General features: G+C 64.6%; 16 protein-coding genes. 4 read left to right on the forward strand and 12 right to left on the reverse strand.

Translation table 11 applies throughout. The features are described from left to right. The first annotated feature begins 35 nt into the window (after positions 1 to 35). The 3 genes from AC1DW2_RS16835 (at position 36) to AC1DW2_RS16845 (ending at position 3707) form a co-directional block, all read left to right on the forward strand. Positions 36 to 989 (forward strand): hypothetical protein, encoded by a 954-nt coding sequence (locus tag AC1DW2_RS16835; protein ID WP_208073429.1) that lies wholly within the window; start codon positions 36 to 38, stop codon positions 987 to 989. A 341-nt stretch (positions 990 to 1330) separates the two neighbouring features. Next, positions 1331 to 2035, forward strand: a complete 705-nt coding sequence (locus AC1DW2_RS16840; protein WP_166088950.1) for a cysteine hydrolase family protein — start codon at positions 1331 to 1333, stop codon at positions 2033 to 2035. Positions 2036 to 2039: 4 nt separating this feature from the next. After that, complete coding sequence (locus tag AC1DW2_RS16845; RefSeq protein ID WP_166088958.1) at positions 2040 to 3707, forward strand: regulator; 1668 nt, start codon at positions 2040 to 2042, stop codon at positions 3705 to 3707. A 56-nt stretch (positions 3708 to 3763) separates the two neighbouring features. Here the strand turns inward: AC1DW2_RS16845 and AC1DW2_RS16850 are convergent, their stop codons facing one another. The 11 genes from AC1DW2_RS16850 to AC1DW2_RS16900 form a co-directional block, all read right to left on the reverse strand. Beyond that, a complete protein-coding gene (locus tag AC1DW2_RS16850; protein ID WP_477006642.1) occupies positions 3764 to 5695 on the reverse strand; it encodes a S9 family peptidase in 1932 nt (643 codons plus the stop codon). Positions 5696 to 5855: 160 nt separating this feature from the next. Next, positions 5856 to 6695: a carbohydrate ABC transporter permease gene (locus tag AC1DW2_RS16855; protein WP_477006643.1), complete on the reverse strand. Its 840-nt coding sequence runs from the start codon at positions 6693 to 6695 to the stop codon at positions 5856 to 5858. After that, positions 6692 to 7630 carry a carbohydrate ABC transporter permease gene (locus AC1DW2_RS16860; RefSeq protein WP_477006644.1) on the reverse strand — a complete coding sequence of 313 codons (939 nt, stop codon included), beginning with the start codon at positions 7628 to 7630 and terminating at the stop codon, positions 6692 to 6694. Before AC1DW2_RS16860 ends, AC1DW2_RS16855 begins: the two co-directional genes overlap by 4 nt. Next, the gene (locus AC1DW2_RS16865) at positions 7627 to 8976 is read right to left on the reverse strand and encodes an ABC transporter substrate-binding protein (protein WP_477006645.1); all 1350 of its coding nucleotides are present in this window, start codon (positions 8974 to 8976) and stop codon (positions 7627 to 7629) included. The genes AC1DW2_RS16860 and AC1DW2_RS16865 overlap by 4 nt, the downstream gene beginning before the upstream one ends. A 58-nt stretch (positions 8977 to 9034) precedes the next feature. Continuing rightward, positions 9035 to 9814, reverse strand: a complete 780-nt coding sequence (soxA, locus tag AC1DW2_RS16870; RefSeq protein WP_477006646.1) for a sulfur oxidation c-type cytochrome SoxA — start codon at positions 9812 to 9814, stop codon at positions 9035 to 9037. Continuing rightward, on the reverse strand, positions 9811 to 10128 hold the full coding sequence (soxZ, locus tag AC1DW2_RS16875) for a thiosulfate oxidation carrier complex protein SoxZ (RefSeq protein WP_477006647.1): 318 nt from the start codon (positions 10126 to 10128) through the stop codon (positions 9811 to 9813). Before soxZ ends, soxA begins: the two co-directional genes overlap by 4 nt. Then, positions 10128 to 10595 carry a SoxY-related AACIE arm protein gene (locus AC1DW2_RS16880; protein WP_477006648.1) on the reverse strand — a complete coding sequence of 156 codons (468 nt, stop codon included), beginning with the start codon at positions 10593 to 10595 and terminating at the stop codon, positions 10128 to 10130. Before AC1DW2_RS16880 ends, soxZ begins: the two co-directional genes overlap by 1 nt. A gap of 4 nt (positions 10596 to 10599) precedes the next feature. After that, positions 10600 to 11052 (reverse strand): sulfur oxidation c-type cytochrome SoxX, encoded by a 453-nt coding sequence (soxX, locus tag AC1DW2_RS16885; RefSeq protein WP_477006649.1) that lies wholly within the window; start codon positions 11050 to 11052, stop codon positions 10600 to 10602. Beyond that, complete coding sequence (locus tag AC1DW2_RS16890; protein WP_477006650.1) at positions 11045 to 12328, reverse strand: FCSD flavin-binding domain-containing protein; 1284 nt, start codon at positions 12326 to 12328, stop codon at positions 11045 to 11047. The genes soxX and AC1DW2_RS16890 overlap by 8 nt, the downstream gene beginning before the upstream one ends. Positions 12329 to 12374: 46 nt before the next feature. Next, on the reverse strand, positions 12375 to 14561 hold the full coding sequence (locus AC1DW2_RS16895) for a xanthine dehydrogenase family protein molybdopterin-binding subunit (protein WP_477006651.1): 2187 nt from the start codon (positions 14559 to 14561) through the stop codon (positions 12375 to 12377). 11 nt (positions 14562 to 14572) lie between these two features. Next, on the reverse strand, positions 14573 to 15022 hold the full coding sequence (locus AC1DW2_RS16900; RefSeq protein ID WP_028156974.1) for a (2Fe-2S)-binding protein: 450 nt from the start codon (positions 15020 to 15022) through the stop codon (positions 14573 to 14575). Positions 15023 to 15342: 320 nt separating this feature from the next. On the opposite strand from AC1DW2_RS16900, the gene AC1DW2_RS16905 reads away from it, so the two are divergent. Further along, entirely contained in the window at positions 15343 to 16965 is a 1623-nt protein-coding gene (locus tag AC1DW2_RS16905) for a B12-binding domain-containing radical SAM protein (RefSeq protein WP_071915987.1), read from the forward strand. Positions 16966 to 16969: 4 nt separating this feature from the next. Here the strand turns inward: AC1DW2_RS16905 and AC1DW2_RS16910 are convergent, their stop codons facing one another. Further along, a complete protein-coding gene (locus AC1DW2_RS16910) occupies positions 16970 to 18358 on the reverse strand; it encodes an MFS transporter (protein ID WP_477006652.1) in 1389 nt (462 codons plus the stop codon). Positions 18359 to 18365 lie beyond the last annotated feature (7 nt).

Here is an 18365-nt window from a genome sequence, read left to right on the forward strand (position 1 = left end):
GCTCCTGCTAGTCATGGCTGCCTGTGGAGGACACCATGGCTGCAAACGCATTCGACACCGAGATGACAGAGACGCCCGAGGCGCTGACCGGGCCGTGGCGCCAGCCGCGCCAGATGCTGCACGCGCAAGTCTACGACGCCCATGCCTCGATCCACGACGATGCCACCGCGCAGAAGCTCGGCTTCAAGGGCGGCACCATCGAAGGCCCGACGCATTTCAGCCAGTTCGCCCCGCTCGGCGCGCGGCTGTGGGGGCAGGCCTGGTTCGAGAGCGGTTGCCTATCCGCGCATTACCGCAATGCCTGCTTCGAAGGCGAGGAGGTGCAGGCGATGCTGTCGAAGCCGCTGCCCGGCACGAGCCAATGCCAGATCCAGATGGTCAAGCGCGACGGCACCGAGGTGCTGCGCGGCACGGCCTCGGTCGGCGAACCGCACGCGGCGACCGCGCTCGAGGCGCGCCTCACCGAGCTCAAGCCGCTCGCCGATCCCGTGATCCTGCGCGATGTGAAGGTGGCGCAGACCAGCAAACGACAGACGGTGCGGATGGCGTTCGACCAGAACATGGGCGACCTCTATCCGTTCTCTCTCCGGCAGAAGCTCGCCGTCATCACCGAGAACTCGCCATATTATTCAGGCGCCGACAATCCGTGGGGGAAGGCCATCATCCCGATGGAGATGTTGAGCGTACTCTTCCAGTACCGTTCCAAGGACGATCCGCTGCCGGCGAAGGGGCCGGCGGTCGGCCTGTTCGCGGACCAGGAGATCAGGCTGATCAAGGGGCCGCTCTTCGTCGATGAGGAATACGAAATCGAGCGTGAGGTTGTCGCGCTCTCCGGCAGCCGCCGCACCGAGAGCGCCTGGATGAAGACGCGCGTGTTCGGCAAGACGGGCGCGGTGGTGGCCACCATGCTGCTCAACATGGCGACGCTGAAGGATTCGTATGCGCCGTATGAGATGGAGTATCGGCAGCTGTACGGCGCGGGGCGGTAGAGGCAAGGCGTTGCCACATACACGCCTCGTCATTCCGGGGCGCGCGTAGCGCGAGCCCGGAACCCATTTCACCTCACGTACTGCCGCCCGATGGATTCCGGGCTCGACGCTTCGCGTCGCCCCGGAATGACGGCGAGTGAGTCCGTCGCCACCCGCTCATCCTTTAAGCAGATGCACGTCGTAAAGCCGTCGCACAGGGAATAAGCAGCCGTCAGCCGCTGACGTAACGTTCTGAGTGCGCAGCAAATTCTCTCGCGGCCTGTGCCCCACCGCTATTGTACACAATGGCACGGCGTTTGCAGAACTCCTGGCAAAGAGAGTTCTCGCGGGGGCCTTGAGTCATGTTGAACTCGACCAAGCCGACACCGGGCGTCATCAGCGCCGAGCCCGAGCCGATCAGGCTCGACTGGCCTGCCACCGCGCTTCTCATCATCGACATGCAGCGGGATTTCATGGAGCCGGGCGGCTTCGGCGAAACGCTTGGCAACGATGTCAGCCAACTGGCGCGCGCGGTGAAGCCGATCGGCGCGGTGCTGAAGGCGGCGCGTGACACCGGCATGCTGGTGATCCACACCCGCGAGGGGCATTTGCCCGATCTGTCCGACGCGCCACCCGCAAAAGTCGAGCGCGGCGCGCCGTCCTTGCGCATCGGCGATCCCGGCCCGATGGGGCGCATTCTCATTCGCGGCGAGGCCGGCCACGACATCATTCCCGAACTTTATCCGCTCGACAGCGAAGTCGTGATCGACAAACCCGGCAAGGGTGCGTTCTACGCCACCGAGCTCACGGATGTGCTGGAGAAATACGGCATCGAGAACTTGCTGGTCTGCGGCGTCACAACGGAAGTGTGCGTCAACACCACGGTGCGAGAGGCCAATGACCGTGGCTATCGCTGCGTCGTGATCTCCGACGGCTGCGCATCCTACTTCCCGGAATTTCACGAGATGGGCCTGAAGATGATCAAGGCCCAGGGCGGCATCTTCGGCTGGGTCGCGGACTCAGCCGCAGTCTTGGAGGCAATGAAGACTTCGACCACACAGGGGTAGCATCATGAGCACATTGACGGGGACGGCCGGCAAATCTGATCTGAGCAAGTCCGAGTTCAAGCCGGCACTATGGACATCGGGCGACTGGAACGCGTTCTTCGGCTTCGGCACCAACATCCTCGTCAACATGCTGGTGCTCACGGGCCTGCTGCGCTTCGTCCTGAAGATGCCTGATAGTCTCGTGTTCGGCCGCATCCTGCCCGCCCTCGGGCTGATGATGTGTCTCTCCACCTTCTACTACGCGTATCTCGCCTATCGGCTGGCGCAGAAGACGGGCCGCAACGATGTCTGCGCACTGCCCTCGGGCGTCAGCGTACCGCACATGTTCATCGTCACCTTCGTGATCATGCTGCCGATCACGATCAAGACCGGTGACCCGCTCAAGGGCTGGTCGGCTGGCCTCGTCTGGGTGTTCTTCCAGAGCTTTATCCTGATGATCGGCGGCTTCATCGCACCGTTCATCCGCAAGATCACGCCGCGCGCGGCGCTGCTCGGCACGCTCGCAGGCGTCTCCGTCACCTTCATCTCGATGCGTCCGGCGTTAGAGATGTACATGACGCCGCAGATTGGTCTCGTCTGCTTCGCCATCATCCTGGTGAGCTGGTTTGGCGGCGTGAAATACTGGCGCGGCATTCCTGCCGGTCTTGTCGCGATCGCGGTCGGCATGGTCATCGCCTGGGGCTCGAACCTGTTCGGGCTCGGTCTCGGTGGGCTGAGCGTCAAGGGCGTTGGCGACGCTTTCGCGAACTTCGGCTTCTCGGTGCCGATCCCGGCGGTGGGCTACGTCTTCTCGGGCTTCGAGTTCCTCGGCATCATCCTGGTTACCGCCATTCCCTTCGGCATCTACGATCTCGTCGAGGCCATGGACAATGTCGAGAGCGCGGAAGCGGCCGGCGACGAATATCCGACCACGCGGGTGCTCACCGCCGACGGCGTTGTCAGCCTGATCGGCTGCCTGATGGGCAACCCCTTCATCAACGCCGTCTATATCGGTCATCCCGGCTGGAAGGCGATGGGCGGCCGCATCGGCTATTCGGCTGCGACCGGCATCATGGTGGTGGTGCTGGCCTGGTTCGGCATCATCTCGGTGCTGCTGGCGCTGGTGCCTGTCGTCGCGATCTCGCCGATCCTGCTCTATATCGGCATGCTGATCGGCGCGCAGGCGTTCCAGACCACGCCGGTCAAGCACGCGCCCGCGATCGTGTTGGCGCTGACCCCGCATCTTGCCGCCTGGGCCAAGCTCCAGATCGACACCATGCTGGGCTCGACCATGAATGCGGCGGCGACGGTCGGCGGTATGGCTGCCGACAAAGCCGACGCGGTCAAGGCCGCGGCGATCGCAGCACTTCCGCAGCAGGGCGTATTCTATCACGGCCTGGAGGTGATGGGCGGCGGCTCCATCCTCGGCGGCCTCATCCTCGGTGCGATCGGTGTCTTCATCATCGAGCGCGACTTCGAGAAGGCCTCGGCCTTCGCGCTGGTTGGTGCCGTGCTCACTTACTTCGGCTTCATGCATGGCGAAGCCGTTGGCATCGGCGGCGGCTTCGGCGTCACGCCCGCGGTGGCGTTCGCCTACGCGGTGATGGCGGCGGGACTGTTCGCGGCCAGCAGGCTCGGCGCCACCGAGCGCTACGCCGCCCATCCGGAGATGCACGCCGCGCCGGCGGAGTAGGCATCGGCCAGTATTGGTCGCCGCCGGGTGACACCATGTCGCCCGGCTGCGTTTTTTCAGGCGACGCCCAGATCGGACAGGATATCGGCCCCGGCACGAACCTCGTGACTGGATCCCCGGAAATCCTCGCCAACGGGCTCGCAGGCGCCACCCAGATGCCGTGCAAAGAACGCCTCGGCAATTGCGAGATAGGAGAGCTGGTTCGGCGGCCTCTGGAATCCGTGCCCCTCATCGGGATAGACGATGTAGGTCACGGGAATGCCTTTCGCCTGCATGGCCGCCGCGATGGTGTCGCTTTCCGCGATCTTGCAGCGAACGTCGTTGGCGCCATGAAAGATCAGCATGGGCTTCTTGATGTTGTCGACCTTGTTGATCGGTGAACGTTCGGCGAGCAGCTTGCGGCCTTCCTCGGTGCGGGGATCGCCGTAGCTGCGATACATGAATTCCGCAAAGCCGGCCCAATAGGGTGGCATCGACTCCAGCAGGGTTTGCAGGTTGGAGATGCCGACGACCGGCACGGAACAGCAGAAGACGTCCGGCGTGAAGGTTGCGCCGACGAACGAGGCCAGGCCGCCGTAGGACAGGCCGAAAATCGCGACTTTGTCCTTTTGCGCGATGCCTTCGGCGATCGCCCAATCGACCATGTCGATGAGATCGTCGTGCATCTTTCGCGCATGCTCTTTCTCGCTCGCCGCGACAAATGCCTTGCCGAAGCCCGTCGATCCCCGATAGTTGACCGAAAGCACGGCGTAGCCGCGATCGGCCAGCCATTGGTGATCCCTGCGATAGCCGTAGATATCCCGTCCCCACGGACCGCCGTGGACGATGAGGACCATCGGCAGCGGCAGAGGCGGGCGATCGCCATCGATGTCGGCGGGCAGCGTGAGGTACGAGACGAGGGGCAGGCCGTCGCGCGATTTGCCTTGCACTTCCTGCATCGAAGCGAGGCGGTAGGGCTTCAGCTCGGGGCGCGCCGAAAACAGCTCGGTGATGGTCTGCTTGTCGCGGTCAAGGAGATGATATGTGATGGGTTGATCCGGCGCGTGGCTCGCCACGATCCATCGGCGGCCATCGTCGCTTTGGCTCTCAACATAAAACGCGTGGTCGCGTAGTCGCGCCTTGATCAGATCAAGCTCGGCCGCAATCGCAGGCGTCAAAGCCGTCCATTCCTGCCGACCGGGATCGATGCAGACCGCTTCGGGTTCGAGTGTCCGGGTGTTGAATATGGCTCCCGTCACATCGGCGCGGTCGCTTGCGAACAAGATACGTTCGTCACCCGTCGACCAGTTGATGCTTAGCAGGGCCGACTTGTCGTGCGTGACGCTCGAAGTCATATGGAGGTAGTTGCCCTCCGCGTCGAAATTCCAGGGCCGGGTGCTGATGTAGGCCTCGTATGAGGTATCGCGCCAATGCGTGACCTCGCCGTCGTCAATACGCCAGAGCCGTGTGCCTCCGTCAGGCGCGTTGCTGTGCGCGTAGCGCGGCTTCAACTGCCAGTCGAGCCCGACGTAATGGAACTCCTGGCGATTTTCCCAAACCAGGCTGCGTTCGCCGGTTGCGAGGTCGAGCACGTAGACATCGTGCCAGCGCGGGTCGCGATCGTTGAGGCTGACTGCAATTTTGTCAGGAACCATGTGCGACCAGTGCGTCGGCATCGCTCGGACATTGGCAAAGGGCGTGAGATCCCGGAGCTCTGAACTGCGGGGATCGACGACGAACAGGCGCAGATTCTCATCGCCGTTCTCGTCGTTGAGAAACATGATGTAGCGGCCGTCCGGGCTCCAACTCTGCCAGTTGATTGGTCGGCCCGTGGTGCGTGTTACGGGCTGGCCCGCCGCAATGCTGTCGACCGGAGAAACCCAGACGTTCAGAACGTCATCGACAGGGGCGAGCCAGGACAGCCATTGCCCATCTGGTGACAACTTGGTGCCGACGTAGGTCGGATTGCCAAACAGTTTTCGGCGCGGAATCAGAGGGCGAGCTGACATGTGGCGTCTCGTACGCAGGCGCGACTTCCATCACGCATCGTAGTGCTACGGCATGTAGCATATACACGCGAAAACCTTGCGTCAACTCCAAGTAGAGCGCGTGCTCGTGGCGCGGGAAGCGCGCAAGAGTGCGCTCCCCAGAGGATTGAGATTGGCGCAGCTACCCGCCCTTGACGGCGCCCGCCGTGAGCCCCGCCACGATCTGCCGCTGGGCGAACACTGTGAGCAGCAGCACCGGGAGGGTGACGATCAGCGCGGCGGCGGCGAGCGGGCCCCAGCTCAACTGGTCGAACGAGATCATGTTGTAGACGGCGACGGGCAGGGTGCGTGTCTCGCGTCCGGCCAGCACGATGCCGAACACAAAATTGTTCCACGAGAAGATCACGGCGAGGATGAAGGCGACCGCGATTCCGGGCTTGGCGATCGGCAGGGCGACATGGCGAAAGACCTGCCAGCGCGTGGCGCCGTCAATGAGGGCGGCTTCCTCCAGCTCCAGCGGCGTGGTCTCGAAATAGCCGATCATGATCCAGATCACGATCGGCACCGTCACGACGAGATGGATGATGATCTGCGGCACCAGCGTACCGAGCAATCCCAGCCACTGGAACAGCAGGAACAGCGGGATCAAATAGGACAGGCCGGGCGTGATGCGCGCGATCAGGATCACGATCGCGGATTTGTGCGCGGCCATGCGCGCGATGCCGTAGCCGGCGGGAACGCCGACGAGCAGGGCCAGCGCGGTCGCGCTGCCGGTGACGATCAGGCTGTTGACGAAATAGGTCAGGAAGCGGTTGGAAGCGAGCACGTCGGCATAGTTCTTCCAGGCGATGCGATCGGGGATGAACACCGGCGGGTAGGCGGCATTGTCGACCTCGAACTTGAGCGACAGCGACGCCATCCAGAGGAAGAACAGGATCGCCGGCGACACGATGACGAACACCGAGAGCCACAGACCGATCCTGCCAATGACCTGACGTAGGTTGATTTGACTCTGGTTCATGCGCCGCTCGCGAATTCGGTCCACAGCATGCGCTGGCGGGCATAGAGCATCACGGCCGCGAGGGCGACGATGAGGAGGAAGAACACCACCGCAATCGCCGAGCCGTAGCCGAGGTCGTAATAGGTGAAGGCGACGCTGTAGAGATAGATGTTGATGGTCTCCGACGCCGAGCCCGGTCCTCCCTGCGTGATCGCGAAGATGATGTCGAAACTCTTCACGGCGTCGATCATGCGGATCATGCCGGCGATGAACAGGAACGGCATGATCAGCGGCAGCGTGATGAAGCGGAACACCTGCCAGAAGCTGGCGCCGTCGATCTGCGCGCTTTCATAGGGCTCGGTCGGGATGGCGGCGAGGCCGCCGAGCACGATCAGCATGACCAGCGGCGTCCATTGCCAGGTCTCGACCAGCACCAGCGAGGGAATGACGGTTGCAGGATGGAAGACCCAGAGCTGTGCGGGGATCCCGACCAGCGACAAGAGGTAGTTCAGCACGCCGAGCTGCGGGTGGAACATCATGGTCCAGACCAGCGCGATCGCGACGGGGGTCGCCATCATCGGCATGATGAAGATACCGCGCAGAAAGCCGCGGCCAGCGAATTTCTGGTGAAACACGACGGCCGCGAACGTGCCGAGGATCAGCGGCAGCAGCACCGATAGCAAAGTGTAGACCATGGTGTGGCCCACCGCCTCAATGAAGCGCGGATCGCTCGTCAGCCGCAGATAGTTGGAAAACCCGACGAAGGTGGTCGGTGAGCCGACCTTCCACTCGTTCAGGCTCATCCAGATGGTGAAGACCCAAGGGAAGATGATGATCGCGAGCACGACGACCAGCGCCGGCACCACGAACGGCCAGTAGGATGGCGGCCGCAACGCCTTCTCCGGCGCGGCATCAGACTGTGCCGCGGCCGGAGTCGATTGTGTCAACGCACTCACGCTTTTTCGCTGCGCTCCAGGATCGGCCGGTACTGATCGTGAGCCTTCTTCAACTCGGTCGCGGGATCGGCGCCCGATAGTGTCGAGGTGAGGGCCGCGCCGACGAGATCGCGGAATTCGGCGACCGGGATCACAACGGGAAGGCCGAGCTTGCTGATCTTGGCGGAATCGATCACCGACTGCAGCCACTCCTTGGGCATCTTCACGCCGTTCTGGACCTCGGGATCGCCGAGGATCGAGTTGCGGAACGGCACGCCGCCGCCGGCCTGCAACAGCCGTGCGCCCTGCTGCTTCGAGACCGCCCACTGGCAGAGCAGATAGGCGGCTTCCTTGTTTTTGCTCGCCGCGGCAATGCCGATGCCGTCGCCATAGGTGGCCGAATATTGTCCCTTCGGTCCGGCCGGCACGACGGTGTAGCCGACCTTGCCGACGACGCGCGAGGCGGCGGGGTCCTCCAGCGGCGGCGCCCAGCCGACGCCGTCGATCCACATCGCCGAACGTCCTTGCGTGAACGAGGCCATCGACTCCATCCAGTTGAAGCCGGCGACGCCTGGCGGGGCGACCTTCGTCAGCAGCGTCTGATAGAGCTTTGTCGCCGCGACCGCCTCAGGGCCGTCCGTGAGGATGTTGCCCTTGGCGTCGAGGAATTCGCCGCCATAGTTGAGGAAGAAATTGGTCCACAACGTCATGTTGGCGTTGCGCAGGCCCCGTCCGACGAAGCCGTAGGTCCCTTCCTTGGTGTCGGTCAGTTTTTCGGCGGCCGCGACCATCTCGTCGAGGGTCTTGGGGACGGCGACGCCCTTCTTCTGGAACAGCTCCTTGTTGCAGTAGAGGATGAAGTAATCGACCGACCAGGGCAGCGACAGCATCTGGCCCTTGTCGTTCTTGGCGTATTGCAGACCGGCGGCCGAGAAATCGCTCTCGACGAGATCGGGCGCCGTCAGCGTCGGATCCTTCATGAAGGGCGTCATGTCGGCGAGCCAGCCGCCCTTCTCGAACTGCCGCTTCTGCACGTGATAGCTGAGATGGACGACGTCGAAGCTCGGCCGGCCCGAGGTCAGCTCGATCACCACTTTCTGGCGCTGCTGCTGCTCCGGGATCTGTTCGGATTCCACCTGGATGCCGGTGAGCTCGGTGAACTCCTTGATGTTTTTTTGCAGGTTGTCGCCGCGCGGACCCTTGGCGAGGATCACCTCCAGCTTGGTCCCGGCGTATTTCTTCCAGTTGACCTCGGCGCGTGCCGGTAGTCCGGTCAGGCTGAGCGCGCCAGCCGCGGCGGTCCCCGTCAACAGCGTGCGGCGCGAGATGTTATGGTTGGCCACGTCGAATCCCTCCCTCTGATTCATTTTCTTTGGGAGGGATACTAACGGCCGTGCCACGCCTGCCTAGTCCTAATCTGGGGACTCAGGGACGCACGGCAGGCGTCTCCATCGGCAGGCCGCGCCCCCGCGACATCAGGTAGAGTTCAAGCGCGACCAGCTCGGGCGCGCCGTAATCATAGGCCTGGGCGCGTACGCCGGTCATGCAACTGCGCAACCTTCGCTCGATCGACCCCAGCGTCTGCCACTCCAGGCGGTAGAGCGGATAGCCGGTCGGCTGCGCTTGCGTGATCGGCGCGCCCGCAAGACGCTTGTCGAAATTGTCGTCGTGGCAATTGGTGCAGGCGAGGTTGAGCTGGCCCTCGCGCCGCATGAAGAGGTCGCGGCCCTGCGCCACGAAAGGTTTCAGCTCCGGATCATCGCCGGCCGTGATCGCGACGCCGCGGGACTGGTGGGCGACGAAGGCGGACAGCGCCAGGAGGTCGCGGCTCTCGTAGGGCAGCGCCGGCGCCTGCTGATGATTGGCACGGCAGAGGTTGATGCGCTGGTCGAGGGTGACGGGGCGCGCCAGCGCCTTGTCGAAGGCCGGATAGCGCGCCGCGACGCCCTTCATGCTGGTCGTTGCATCGCCGTGGCAGTCCGCACAGGCCTTGTCGGCGCTGCCGGCCTTCTTCGCCCAGAGCGCCTCGCCGTCGAGCACGAAAAGCATGCCCGGATTGGACGTGTCGTCATCCTGCATCGCGCGCGTGTCCGGCCCCATGAACGAATAGCCGGAGCGGCGCGCGTCCGGCGGAATTTCGCCGGCGAGCAGGGCAGGGGCCGCGGCCAACAATGTTGCCGCCGCTATCGCGCGCCAAAAGATCATTCGACCGTGATCGAGGCCGATGCGGTCGACGAATAGCCGTTGTCGCCGATCCATTCGAATTCGAACTTGCCGCTCTCCTTCGCGACCGTGAAAAAGGTGAGATATGGGTTGGCCGCGATCGCCGGAAACAGGTCGGCGCGGAAAACTTCGGTGCCATTGTAGCGGCACGTAAAACTCGTGATGATGTCGCGCGGCACCAGCGCGCCGTCCGCGGTGTGGCGGAAGCCGGTCTCCATGATGTGCGAGGTCAGCGTGCGGATCTCGATGACATCGCCGCGTTTGGCTTTTGCCGGAACGTTGATGAGCGCGGCCATCAGTTCATCTCCTCGGTACAGGCGGCTAGCGTCACGACGATGTCGGCGGCGACCTGCCAGAACGTGTCATCGGACAGGCGTGCGATTGCCACCACCTTCTGGGTGTCGGCGAGCCGGATTCGGGTCGAGACCTGGGCGCGGCCGGAGGAGGGGTTGAGATAGAAATTGCCGATGTTCGGCTGCGGGTTCTTCTCGTTGAAGACGTGGATGCTCTTGACGTAATCGGTCGCGGTCATCGGGCTTGCGACGCTCACCGTCATCGGCACCGTGTTGCCGTTCTCGACCAGCGGCGGAACGTCGAGCTTGATCTTGCCGGTGCGAATCTGGGCTTCGCCGACGACGTTGCGGATCGCGGTGTTGAGCATCGCCGGTGTCGCTTCCAGCGGTCGCAGCGTGACGATCGGAATCGTCCCGGCGACCGTCGCGCCGCCTGCAATACTCAGGAATTGTCGTCGCGTGGTTGGCATGAAGCTAGTTCCGAAGCGTTACAAGAAAGGCCACGATGTCTTCGATCTCCGCGGCGGATAATATCGGCTTGCCGGCAAAATTGCGCCCGACCCGGACCAGCCCGTCGTTGCGATAATAGGACGGCATGATGGTCTGCGGGTTGTAGCGCGATGCATCGACCAGCCGCAGCCGCAACTGGCCCGCCGACCACCAGTTCCCGGTGCCGGTGAGATCGGGCGCGAGGTCACCCTGGAACCGCGCCTCCGGGAACGGGCCGGAATGGCAGAGGATGCAGGTCGTGGTGCGCGCCACCACCAGCGCGCGTCCACGCGCGGCATCGGCTGGTGAGCCCGTGAGCGGCTCCGGGATGGTGTCACCGATGATTTTGTAGCGCACGAGCTCGTCGGCTCTTGCGCCGCAAGCCAAGGCAACGCCGGCGGCGATCAGCGCTGCGATATGAAGGAATGCTCTAGCCAAAGGTGTCCGCCGTGATGGTTTGAAACCAGCGCTCGGCTTCAGCCGCCTCGCGGGCGCGGAGCTCGCGTGGTGCATCGACCGGGCTGGTCGCGCCGCCTTCGACCTCGGCAAAGATGTCACCCCTGGGCTGGTAGTTGCCGGCGAGCGAGAAGCCGTAGCCGGGCGCGGCGGTTGTATAGCAGACGCCGGTCAGCCGCGGCGTCTCCGGCGCGCGGCCCACGAACAGGTTGACGATGGCGGCGGCGCAGGCCTTGCCCTGTGCGCTCGCGGCCGAGGCCGATTTGGGAATGCCGCCGCCGAGGCAGGCATCGCCGATGACATGGATGTTCGGGACGAGCTTCGACTCGAAGGTCACGGGATCGATCGGGCACCAGCCGGTCGCATCCGCCGCGCCCGCGATCTCGGCGATGCGGCCGGCGCGTTGCGGCGGGATGACGTTGGCGACATCAGGCGTGTAGTTGCCGAACTCGGTGATGATGGTCCTTGTCGAAGGATCGACCGAGGTGACGCGACCGCCCTGCGACAGCGCGATGCGCTCGATCATGTCGCCATAGAGCTCCTTCCACGCCTTCTCGAACAGCCGCTGCTGCGAAAAACTGTCCTTGGCATCGAGGACCAGCACCTTCGAGCGCGGCTTCTTCGTCTTCAGGTAATGCGCGATCAGGCTGGCGCGTTCGTAGGGCGCCGGCGGGCAGCGCGAGGGATTGGCCGGGATCGCGATGGCGACCGTGCCGCCGTCCGCCATTGCCTCCAGCTGCCTGCGCAGCAGCAGCGTCTGCGCGCCGGCCTTCCAGGCGTGCGGCATTTTTTCGGATGCCGCTTCGTCATAGCCGGGCAGGGCCTCGAAATGGAAGTCGATGCCAGGGGAGAGCACGAGACGGTCATAGGGCAGTGCGACGCCGTCGGTCGTCACGACGCTGCGCCGCTGCGGCTCGATTGTGGTGACGGCCTCGCCGATCACGGTGATGCCCTCGGCGGCGAGCTTGTCATAGTCAAACTGCTGCGCGTCGATCTCACGCAGGCCCGCAATCACCTCGTTGCTGAAGGGGCAGGAGGTGAAGACCGCGTTCGGCTCGATCAGGATGATTTGCAGGTTTTCCTGCGCGCGTTTCAGCGCGCGGGCGCAGGCCGCGCCGCCAAACCCGCCGCCGACCACGACGATACGTGCTGCCGATTGCGCACGCGGGACCGATGGCCGCGCCAGCGTTGCGGCGGCCGCGGTGATGCCGAGCACGGCATTCCGCCGTGTCACCGGGCGCGTGGTCATCAGGATCATCCAGGCAAAAATGCCGCGGCGGCCGTTGCAGCCGCCGCGGCGTTTCTCAGGCGAAGGTGATGTTCTGGTCGCGCAGCGGCACCGAGCGGATGCGCTTGCCCGTCGCCGCGAAATAGGCGTTGAGCACCGCCGGCGCCGCGACGCCGATGGTCGGCTCGCCGACGCCGCCCCAGAACCCGCCGCTCGGCACCATCACCGATTCCACCTTCGGCATCTCGTTGATGCGCATCGAGTTGTAGGTGTCGAAGTTGGTTTGCTCGATCTTGCCGTCCTTGACGGTGCAGCCGCCGTAGAACAGCGCGGAGAGGCCATAGACGAAGGAGCCGGCGATCTGCCGCTCCACCTGCGCTGGATTGACGACGTAGCCGGGATCGGTGGAGGCGACGATGCGATGCACCTTGATCTTGTTGCCGTCGGTCACCGAGATTTCGGCGGCGCCGGCGACATAGCTGCCATAGCCCATGACCTGCGCGATGCCGCGATAGACGCCCTGCGGTGCCGGCTTGTCCCAGCCGATCTTCTCGGCCACGGCATTGAGCACCGCCAGATGCTTGGGATGGTTGCCCATCAGCTTGCGGCGGAATTCGAGCGGGTCCTGACCTGCGGCCTGGGCCAGCTCGTCCATGAAGCATTCCATGTAGATCGCGTTGTGATTGACGTTCACGCCGCGCCAGAAGCCGGGTGGAACGTGCGGGTTGCGCATCGCATGCTCGATCAGGAGGTTCGGCACCGAATAGCCGAACGCGGCTTCGCCGGACTGGGCGACGCCCTGGAATGCGGCCGGATCCATGCCGTTCTGCAGCGCTTCGGGGCGCAGCGAGAACAGGATTGACTGCCCGGACAGGCGGTAGTGCAGCGCGACCAGATTGTTGTTGGCGTCGAACGCGCCGGTCATCTTGCACTGGGTGATCGGGTGATACCTGCCGTGCGCCATGTCCTCTTCGCGCGACCACAACAGCTTGATCGGCACGCCCGGCATCTGCTTGGCGATCATGACCGCCTGACGGACGTAGTCGGTCTGGCCGCGCCGGCCGAAGCCGCCGCCGGGCATCACCTTGTACATGTCGCACTTCTCCGCCGGCAGGCCGGAGGCCTCCAGCACCGCCGCGAAGACGGCTTCGCCGTTCTGCGTGCCGCACCAGACCTCGCATTTGTCGGCCGTGTAGAGCGCGGTGGCGTTCATCGGCTCCATCGTGGCGTGGTTCTGGTAGGGGTAGTTGTAGACGGCTTCGACCTTCTTCGCTGCGCCGGCAATCGCGGCTTTGACGTCGCCGTTCTTGTTGCCGACATAGGCCGGCTGCGCGTCGTCGAGGCCCTCAGCCAGCCACTTCGCGATCGACTCGCTGGAGACCTTGGCATTCTCGCCCTCGTCCCAGACGATCGGCAGCGCTTCCAGCGCGGTCTTGGCGTGCCACCAGGTGTCGGCAACGACCGCAACCGCGGTATCGCCGACCTTGACGACCTTCTTGACGCCTTTCATGCCGGTGATCTTGGCTTCGTCATAGCTCTTCAGCTTGCCGCCAAACACCGGGCAGTCCTTGATTGCGGCGTTCAGCATGCCCGGCAGCTTGACGTCGATACCGTAGGTCATCGTGCCGGTGGTCTTGTCGGCGGTGTCGAGCCGCAGCAGGCCCTTGCCTGCGATGGTCCAGTCCTTGGGATCCTTGAGCTTGACGTCGGCCGGCGGCGTCAGCTTGGCGGCAGCTTCGGCGACCTTGCCGTAAGTTGTCGTCTTGCCCGACGCCTTGTGGGTGACGACCCCCTTGGCGACGGTGCATTCGGAGGCCGGCACCTTCCACTCATTCGCGGCGGCCTCGATCAGCATCACGCGCGCGGTGGCGCCGCCCTTGCGGACATAGTCTTGCGAGCTGCGGATGCCGCGGCTGCCGCCGGTCGAGAAATCACCCCAGACGCGCTTACGGGCGACGCTCTGGCCGGGGGTCGGATATTCGGTCGTGACCTTCGACCAGTCGCATTCGAGTTCCTCGGCGACCAGCTGGGCGAGGCCGGTGAGCGAGCCCTGGCCCATCTCGGAGCGGGCGATGCGGATCACGACGGTGTCATCGGGCCTGACCACGACCCAGGCGTTGACTTCCGGCGAGCCGTCGGCCGCGCGGACCACGGCGGGGCCGCCGAAGGGGAGATCGAGCCCGATGGCGAGGCCGGTGCCGACAGCGGCGGTGCCGATGACGAAGGCGCGACGGTTCATCTTGGGAGAAACATGCTTGTTCATGGGGCGGCTCCTCAGGCGCTGGCGATCGTGTGGATCGCTTCGCGCACCTGCTGGAAGGTGCCGCAGCGGCAGATATTGGTGATGGCCTCGTCGATATCGGCGTCGGTCGGCTTCGGCTTTTCGGCGAGGAGTGCGGCCACCGCCATGATCATGCCGCTCTGGCAATAGCCACATTGCGGAACGTCCTTGGCGATCCAGGCTGCCTGCACCTTGTGCAGCGTGTCGCCGGACGCGAGCCCCTCGATCGTGGTGATCTTCTTGCCTTCGGCCTCGCTGACCGAAATCCCGCAGGAACGGATGGCGACGCCGTCCATGTGAACGGTGCAGGCGCCGCATTGCGCAATGCCGCAGCCATATTTGGTGCCGGTCAGGCCGGCATTCTCACGGATCGCCCAGAGCAGCGGCGTATCCGGCTCGACGTCGAGCGTGAAGGTTTTTCCGTTGATTGTTAGGTTTGCCATCGCAAGTCCCCTGATTGGCCCAATCCACCGATCGGACTCAGGGAACAATGTGTCTGGCAAATTGGAACTGTTCAAATCAATAGTCCGAGGGGTGGCCAACAGCGAGGCTGGCATGCGCGGGGAAGAATGTCGGGAGCGCGGTGTTGCCGCCGAAATCGCCGTCCAAGCGGCCGGATGAGCCTCTCCCGGCGCCAAGAGGTGGCTCGGAACGACGCCCGGCGCGTTCCGGGCAGTTCCCATTGCGGCGACAGTTTGTCCTTTTTACCGGGGTGCAAGACGAACGCGCTCTGGTACACTGGGACGAAGCAAAAAGGGATTCCATGAACGTACCGCAGCGCTGCAACGTATTGATGCTCTATCCGCTGTTCTTGGCGGAGTCGTTCTGGAGCTTTGGCGAATCCTGCGAGCTGATGGGTGTGAAGCGACCCGCGGCCCCCCTCGGCCTGATCACGGTGGCCGCGATGCTGCCGAAGGACTGGACGGTCCGGCTGATCGACTGCAACACCCAGCCCCTTGGTGACGAGGATCTCACCTGGGCCGACGTCGTGTTCACCGGCGGCATGCTGCCGCAGCAGGCCGATACGCTGCGCCTGATCGAACTCTGCCGCGCCGCCGGCAAGCCGGTGGTCGTCGGCGGACCCGATCCCACCTCCAGCCCGCACATCTACGAGAAGGCCGACTTCCGGGTGCTCGGCGAGGCCGAGAGCGTCATCGACGAGTTCATCGCGGCCTGGGAAAGCGGGGCCCGCTCCGGCGTCTTCACTGCGCCGAAATTCCAGGCCGACGTGACAAAGACGCCGGTGCCACGCTTCGATCTCCTGAAGTTCGAGGACTATCTCTACCTCGGTGTGCAGTATTCGCGCGGCTGTCCGTTCACCTGCGAGTTCTGCGACATCATCGAGCTCTACGGCCGTGTGCCGCGCACCAAGACGGTCGAGCAGATGTTCGTCGAGCTCGAGACGCTCTACCGGATGGGCTACCGCGGCCATCTCGACTTCGTCGACGACAATTTCATCGGCAACAAGAAGTCGCTGCGGCAGTTCCTGCCCCAGCTCGCCGAATGGCAGCGCGCGCACGGCTATCCCTTCGAATTGTCCACCGAGGCCTCGGTCAACCTGGCCGACGATCCCGAGCTATTGGAGCTGATGGGCGCGGCCAATTTCTTCGGCATCTTCGTTGGCATCGAAAGTCCGGACCCTGCAACGCTGGTCGCAATGCGGAAGAAGCAGAACACGCGGCGCAACATCGCCGAGAGCATCCACAAGATCTATGCCGCCGGCATGCTCGTCACCGCGGGTTTCATCGTCGGCTTCGACACCGAGAAGGTCTCGATGGCGGAAGCGATGATCGATTTCATCGAGGAGGCCGCGATTCCCGTCGCCATGGTCGGCCTGCTCTATGCGTTGCCGAACACGCAGCTCACGCGCCGACTCGAGCGTGAAGGCCGGCTGCATCCGGGCCACGATCTGGCGCCGACCATCGGCGCCGATCAGTGCACGGACGGCATCAACTTCGATCCGGTCCGCCCGTTGCGCGACATCCTGACGGACTACAAGCGGGTGCTGGAGCACATCTACAGCCCCGCCGCCTACGCAGGACGCGTCGACCGCCTGATGACGCTGCTCGACCGATCCAGGCAGCGCCCCGAGCTCGCCGAGGGCGACATCCGCTCGCGGGTCGGGGCGATGGAGACGGTGCACCGCGTTGTCACCGCCCTTCCCGAAGCGCGCGGGCCGCTGTGGCAGACCTTCATGAACTGCGCCAAGCGCGACACGTCATCGGCACGGATCGCGGTGCAGATGATTGCCGCCTATGCGCATCTCGGGCCGTTCTCGCGCAAGGTCATCGAAGCCATCGACGGGCGCCTCGCTGCGCTCGATGACGAGACAGTCATCCCGACCGCTGCGACGCTCGACACCACCGCAGCCCGGCACCTGGCCTGAAGGCTTACTTCACCGCCAGCCGCAGGAAGCTCATCACGCTGCCGAGCGCGGCGAAGCCGGCGCCGAGCCCCAGAGCGACGGTCGCGCCATCGTGACCGGCCAGCGCAAAGCACAGCGCCGCGAGTGCGGCTCCCGTCGTTTGCCCTGTCAGCCGCGCGGTGGCGACGATGCCGGAGGCGCTGCCGCTGCGGTGCGGCGGCGCGCTCGACATCACGGCCTTCATGTTCGGCGCCTGGAAGAAGCCGAACCCCATGCCGCAGATCACCATCCGCCAGATGATGTCGGGGATGGCAGGATTGGACGGAAGCATCGCGAGCAATGCCATGCCGAGGCCGAGCAGCACGAGCCCGATGCCGCCGAGCAGGCCGACCGCATGCCGGTCGGACAGGCGCCCCGCGATCGGCGCCATGATGCCGACCACCAGCGGCCAGGGCGTCATGAAGAAGCCGGTCTCGACCTGCGAACGCCCGAGCACGTCCTCGAAATAGAACGGCAGCGAGACGAAGGCGAGGCCCTGCACGGCGAACGAGCACACCGCGGTCGCCGCCGACAGCGCGAACATCGGCCGGCTGAACAGGTCGATCGGCAGCATCGGCGCGGGATGGTCGGCATGCCGGCGCGTCAGGATGAAGCCGAGTGCGAGGGCCGTGATCAGCTCGATTCCCACGACGACAGGCGACAGATTGTGCGCGGCGCTGCCGATGCCCGTGATGAACAGGCCGAGGCAGGCGGACGCAAGGACCGCGCCGAGAAAATCAAAGCCGTGATCGGCGCGCGGCGTCTTCGGCAGCATTGCAAAGCCGATCCCGATCGCGACGAGGCCGAAGGGAATGTTGACAGCGAACAGCCACGGCCACGGGCCGACTGCGAGGATGGCAGAGGCGATCGATGGACCGAAGGTGAAGGCGGTTGCGACCACGAGCGCATTGTGGCCAAAACCGCGGCCGAGCATCCGGCCTGGATAGACGAAGCGCACCAGCGCCGTATTGACGCTCATGATGCCGCTGGCCCCCAGGCCCTGCAGCGTGCGCGCGACCAGCAGGCTGTCCAGCGACCACGCCACCGCACAGAACAGCGAGGCGATGGTGAACAGGATCAGGCCGCCGAGATAGATGCGCTGGTGCCCGACGATCTCGCCGAGCGCACCGAGCGGCAGCAAAGTGGCCACCAGCGCGATCTGGTAGACGTTGACCACCCAGACCGATTGCTCCGGCGTGACGTGCAAATCGGCGGCAATGGCTGGCAGCGCGATATTCGCGATCGCGGTGTCGAGGGAGGCCATCGCCAGCGCGGTGAAGATGGCGGCGATCGCCCAGCGCCGCTGCGTGGCCGGAAGTCCGTCGGCAATGGGATGGTCGGGCTCGCGCGCGGCGGCAGGTAACGTGATTGTCATTGCCTGG

The sequence above is a fragment of the Bradyrhizobium sp. P3_C3 genome (assembly GCF_056402655.1).

Bases quoted from the DNA above. Each gene is read 5' to 3' on its own strand.
- AC1DW2_RS16900 (WP_028156974.1), bottom strand. From the start codon at position 15,022: ATGGCAAACCTAACAATCAACGGAAAAACCTTCACGCTCGACGTCGAG.
- AC1DW2_RS16845 (WP_166088958.1), top strand. From the start codon at position 2,040: ATGAGCACATTGACGGGGACGGCCGGCAAATCTGATCTGAGCAAGTCC.
- AC1DW2_RS16835 (WP_208073429.1), top strand. From the start codon at position 36: ATGGCTGCAAACGCATTCGACACCGAGATGACAGAGACGCCCGAGGCG.
- AC1DW2_RS16905 (WP_071915987.1), top strand. From the start codon at position 15,343: ATGAACGTACCGCAGCGCTGCAACGTATTGATGCTCTATCCGCTGTTC.
- soxA (WP_477006646.1), bottom strand. From the start codon at position 9,814: ATGATCTTTTGGCGCGCGATAGCGGCGGCAACATTGTTGGCCGCGGCC.
- AC1DW2_RS16850 (WP_477006642.1), bottom strand. From the start codon at position 5,695: ATGTCAGCTCGCCCTCTGATTCCGCGCCGAAAACTGTTTGGCAATCCG.
- AC1DW2_RS16910 (WP_477006652.1), bottom strand. From the start codon at position 18,358: ATGACAATCACGTTACCTGCCGCCGCGCGCGAGCCCGACCATCCCATT.
- soxZ (WP_477006647.1), bottom strand. From the start codon at position 10,128: ATGGCCGCGCTCATCAACGTTCCGGCAAAAGCCAAACGCGGCGATGTC.
- AC1DW2_RS16895 (WP_477006651.1), bottom strand. From the start codon at position 14,561: ATGAACAAGCATGTTTCTCCCAAGATGAACCGTCGCGCCTTCGTCATC.
- AC1DW2_RS16890 (WP_477006650.1), bottom strand. From the start codon at position 12,328: ATGATCCTGATGACCACGCGCCCGGTGACACGGCGGAATGCCGTGCTC.
- AC1DW2_RS16855 (WP_477006643.1), bottom strand. From the start codon at position 6,695: ATGAACCAGAGTCAAATCAACCTACGTCAGGTCATTGGCAGGATCGGT.
- AC1DW2_RS16840 (WP_166088950.1), top strand. From the start codon at position 1,331: ATGTTGAACTCGACCAAGCCGACACCGGGCGTCATCAGCGCCGAGCCC.
- AC1DW2_RS16880 (WP_477006648.1), bottom strand. From the start codon at position 10,595: ATGCCAACCACGCGACGACAATTCCTGAGTATTGCAGGCGGCGCGACG.
- AC1DW2_RS16865 (WP_477006645.1), bottom strand. From the start codon at position 8,976: ATGAATCAGAGGGAGGGATTCGACGTGGCCAACCATAACATCTCGCGC.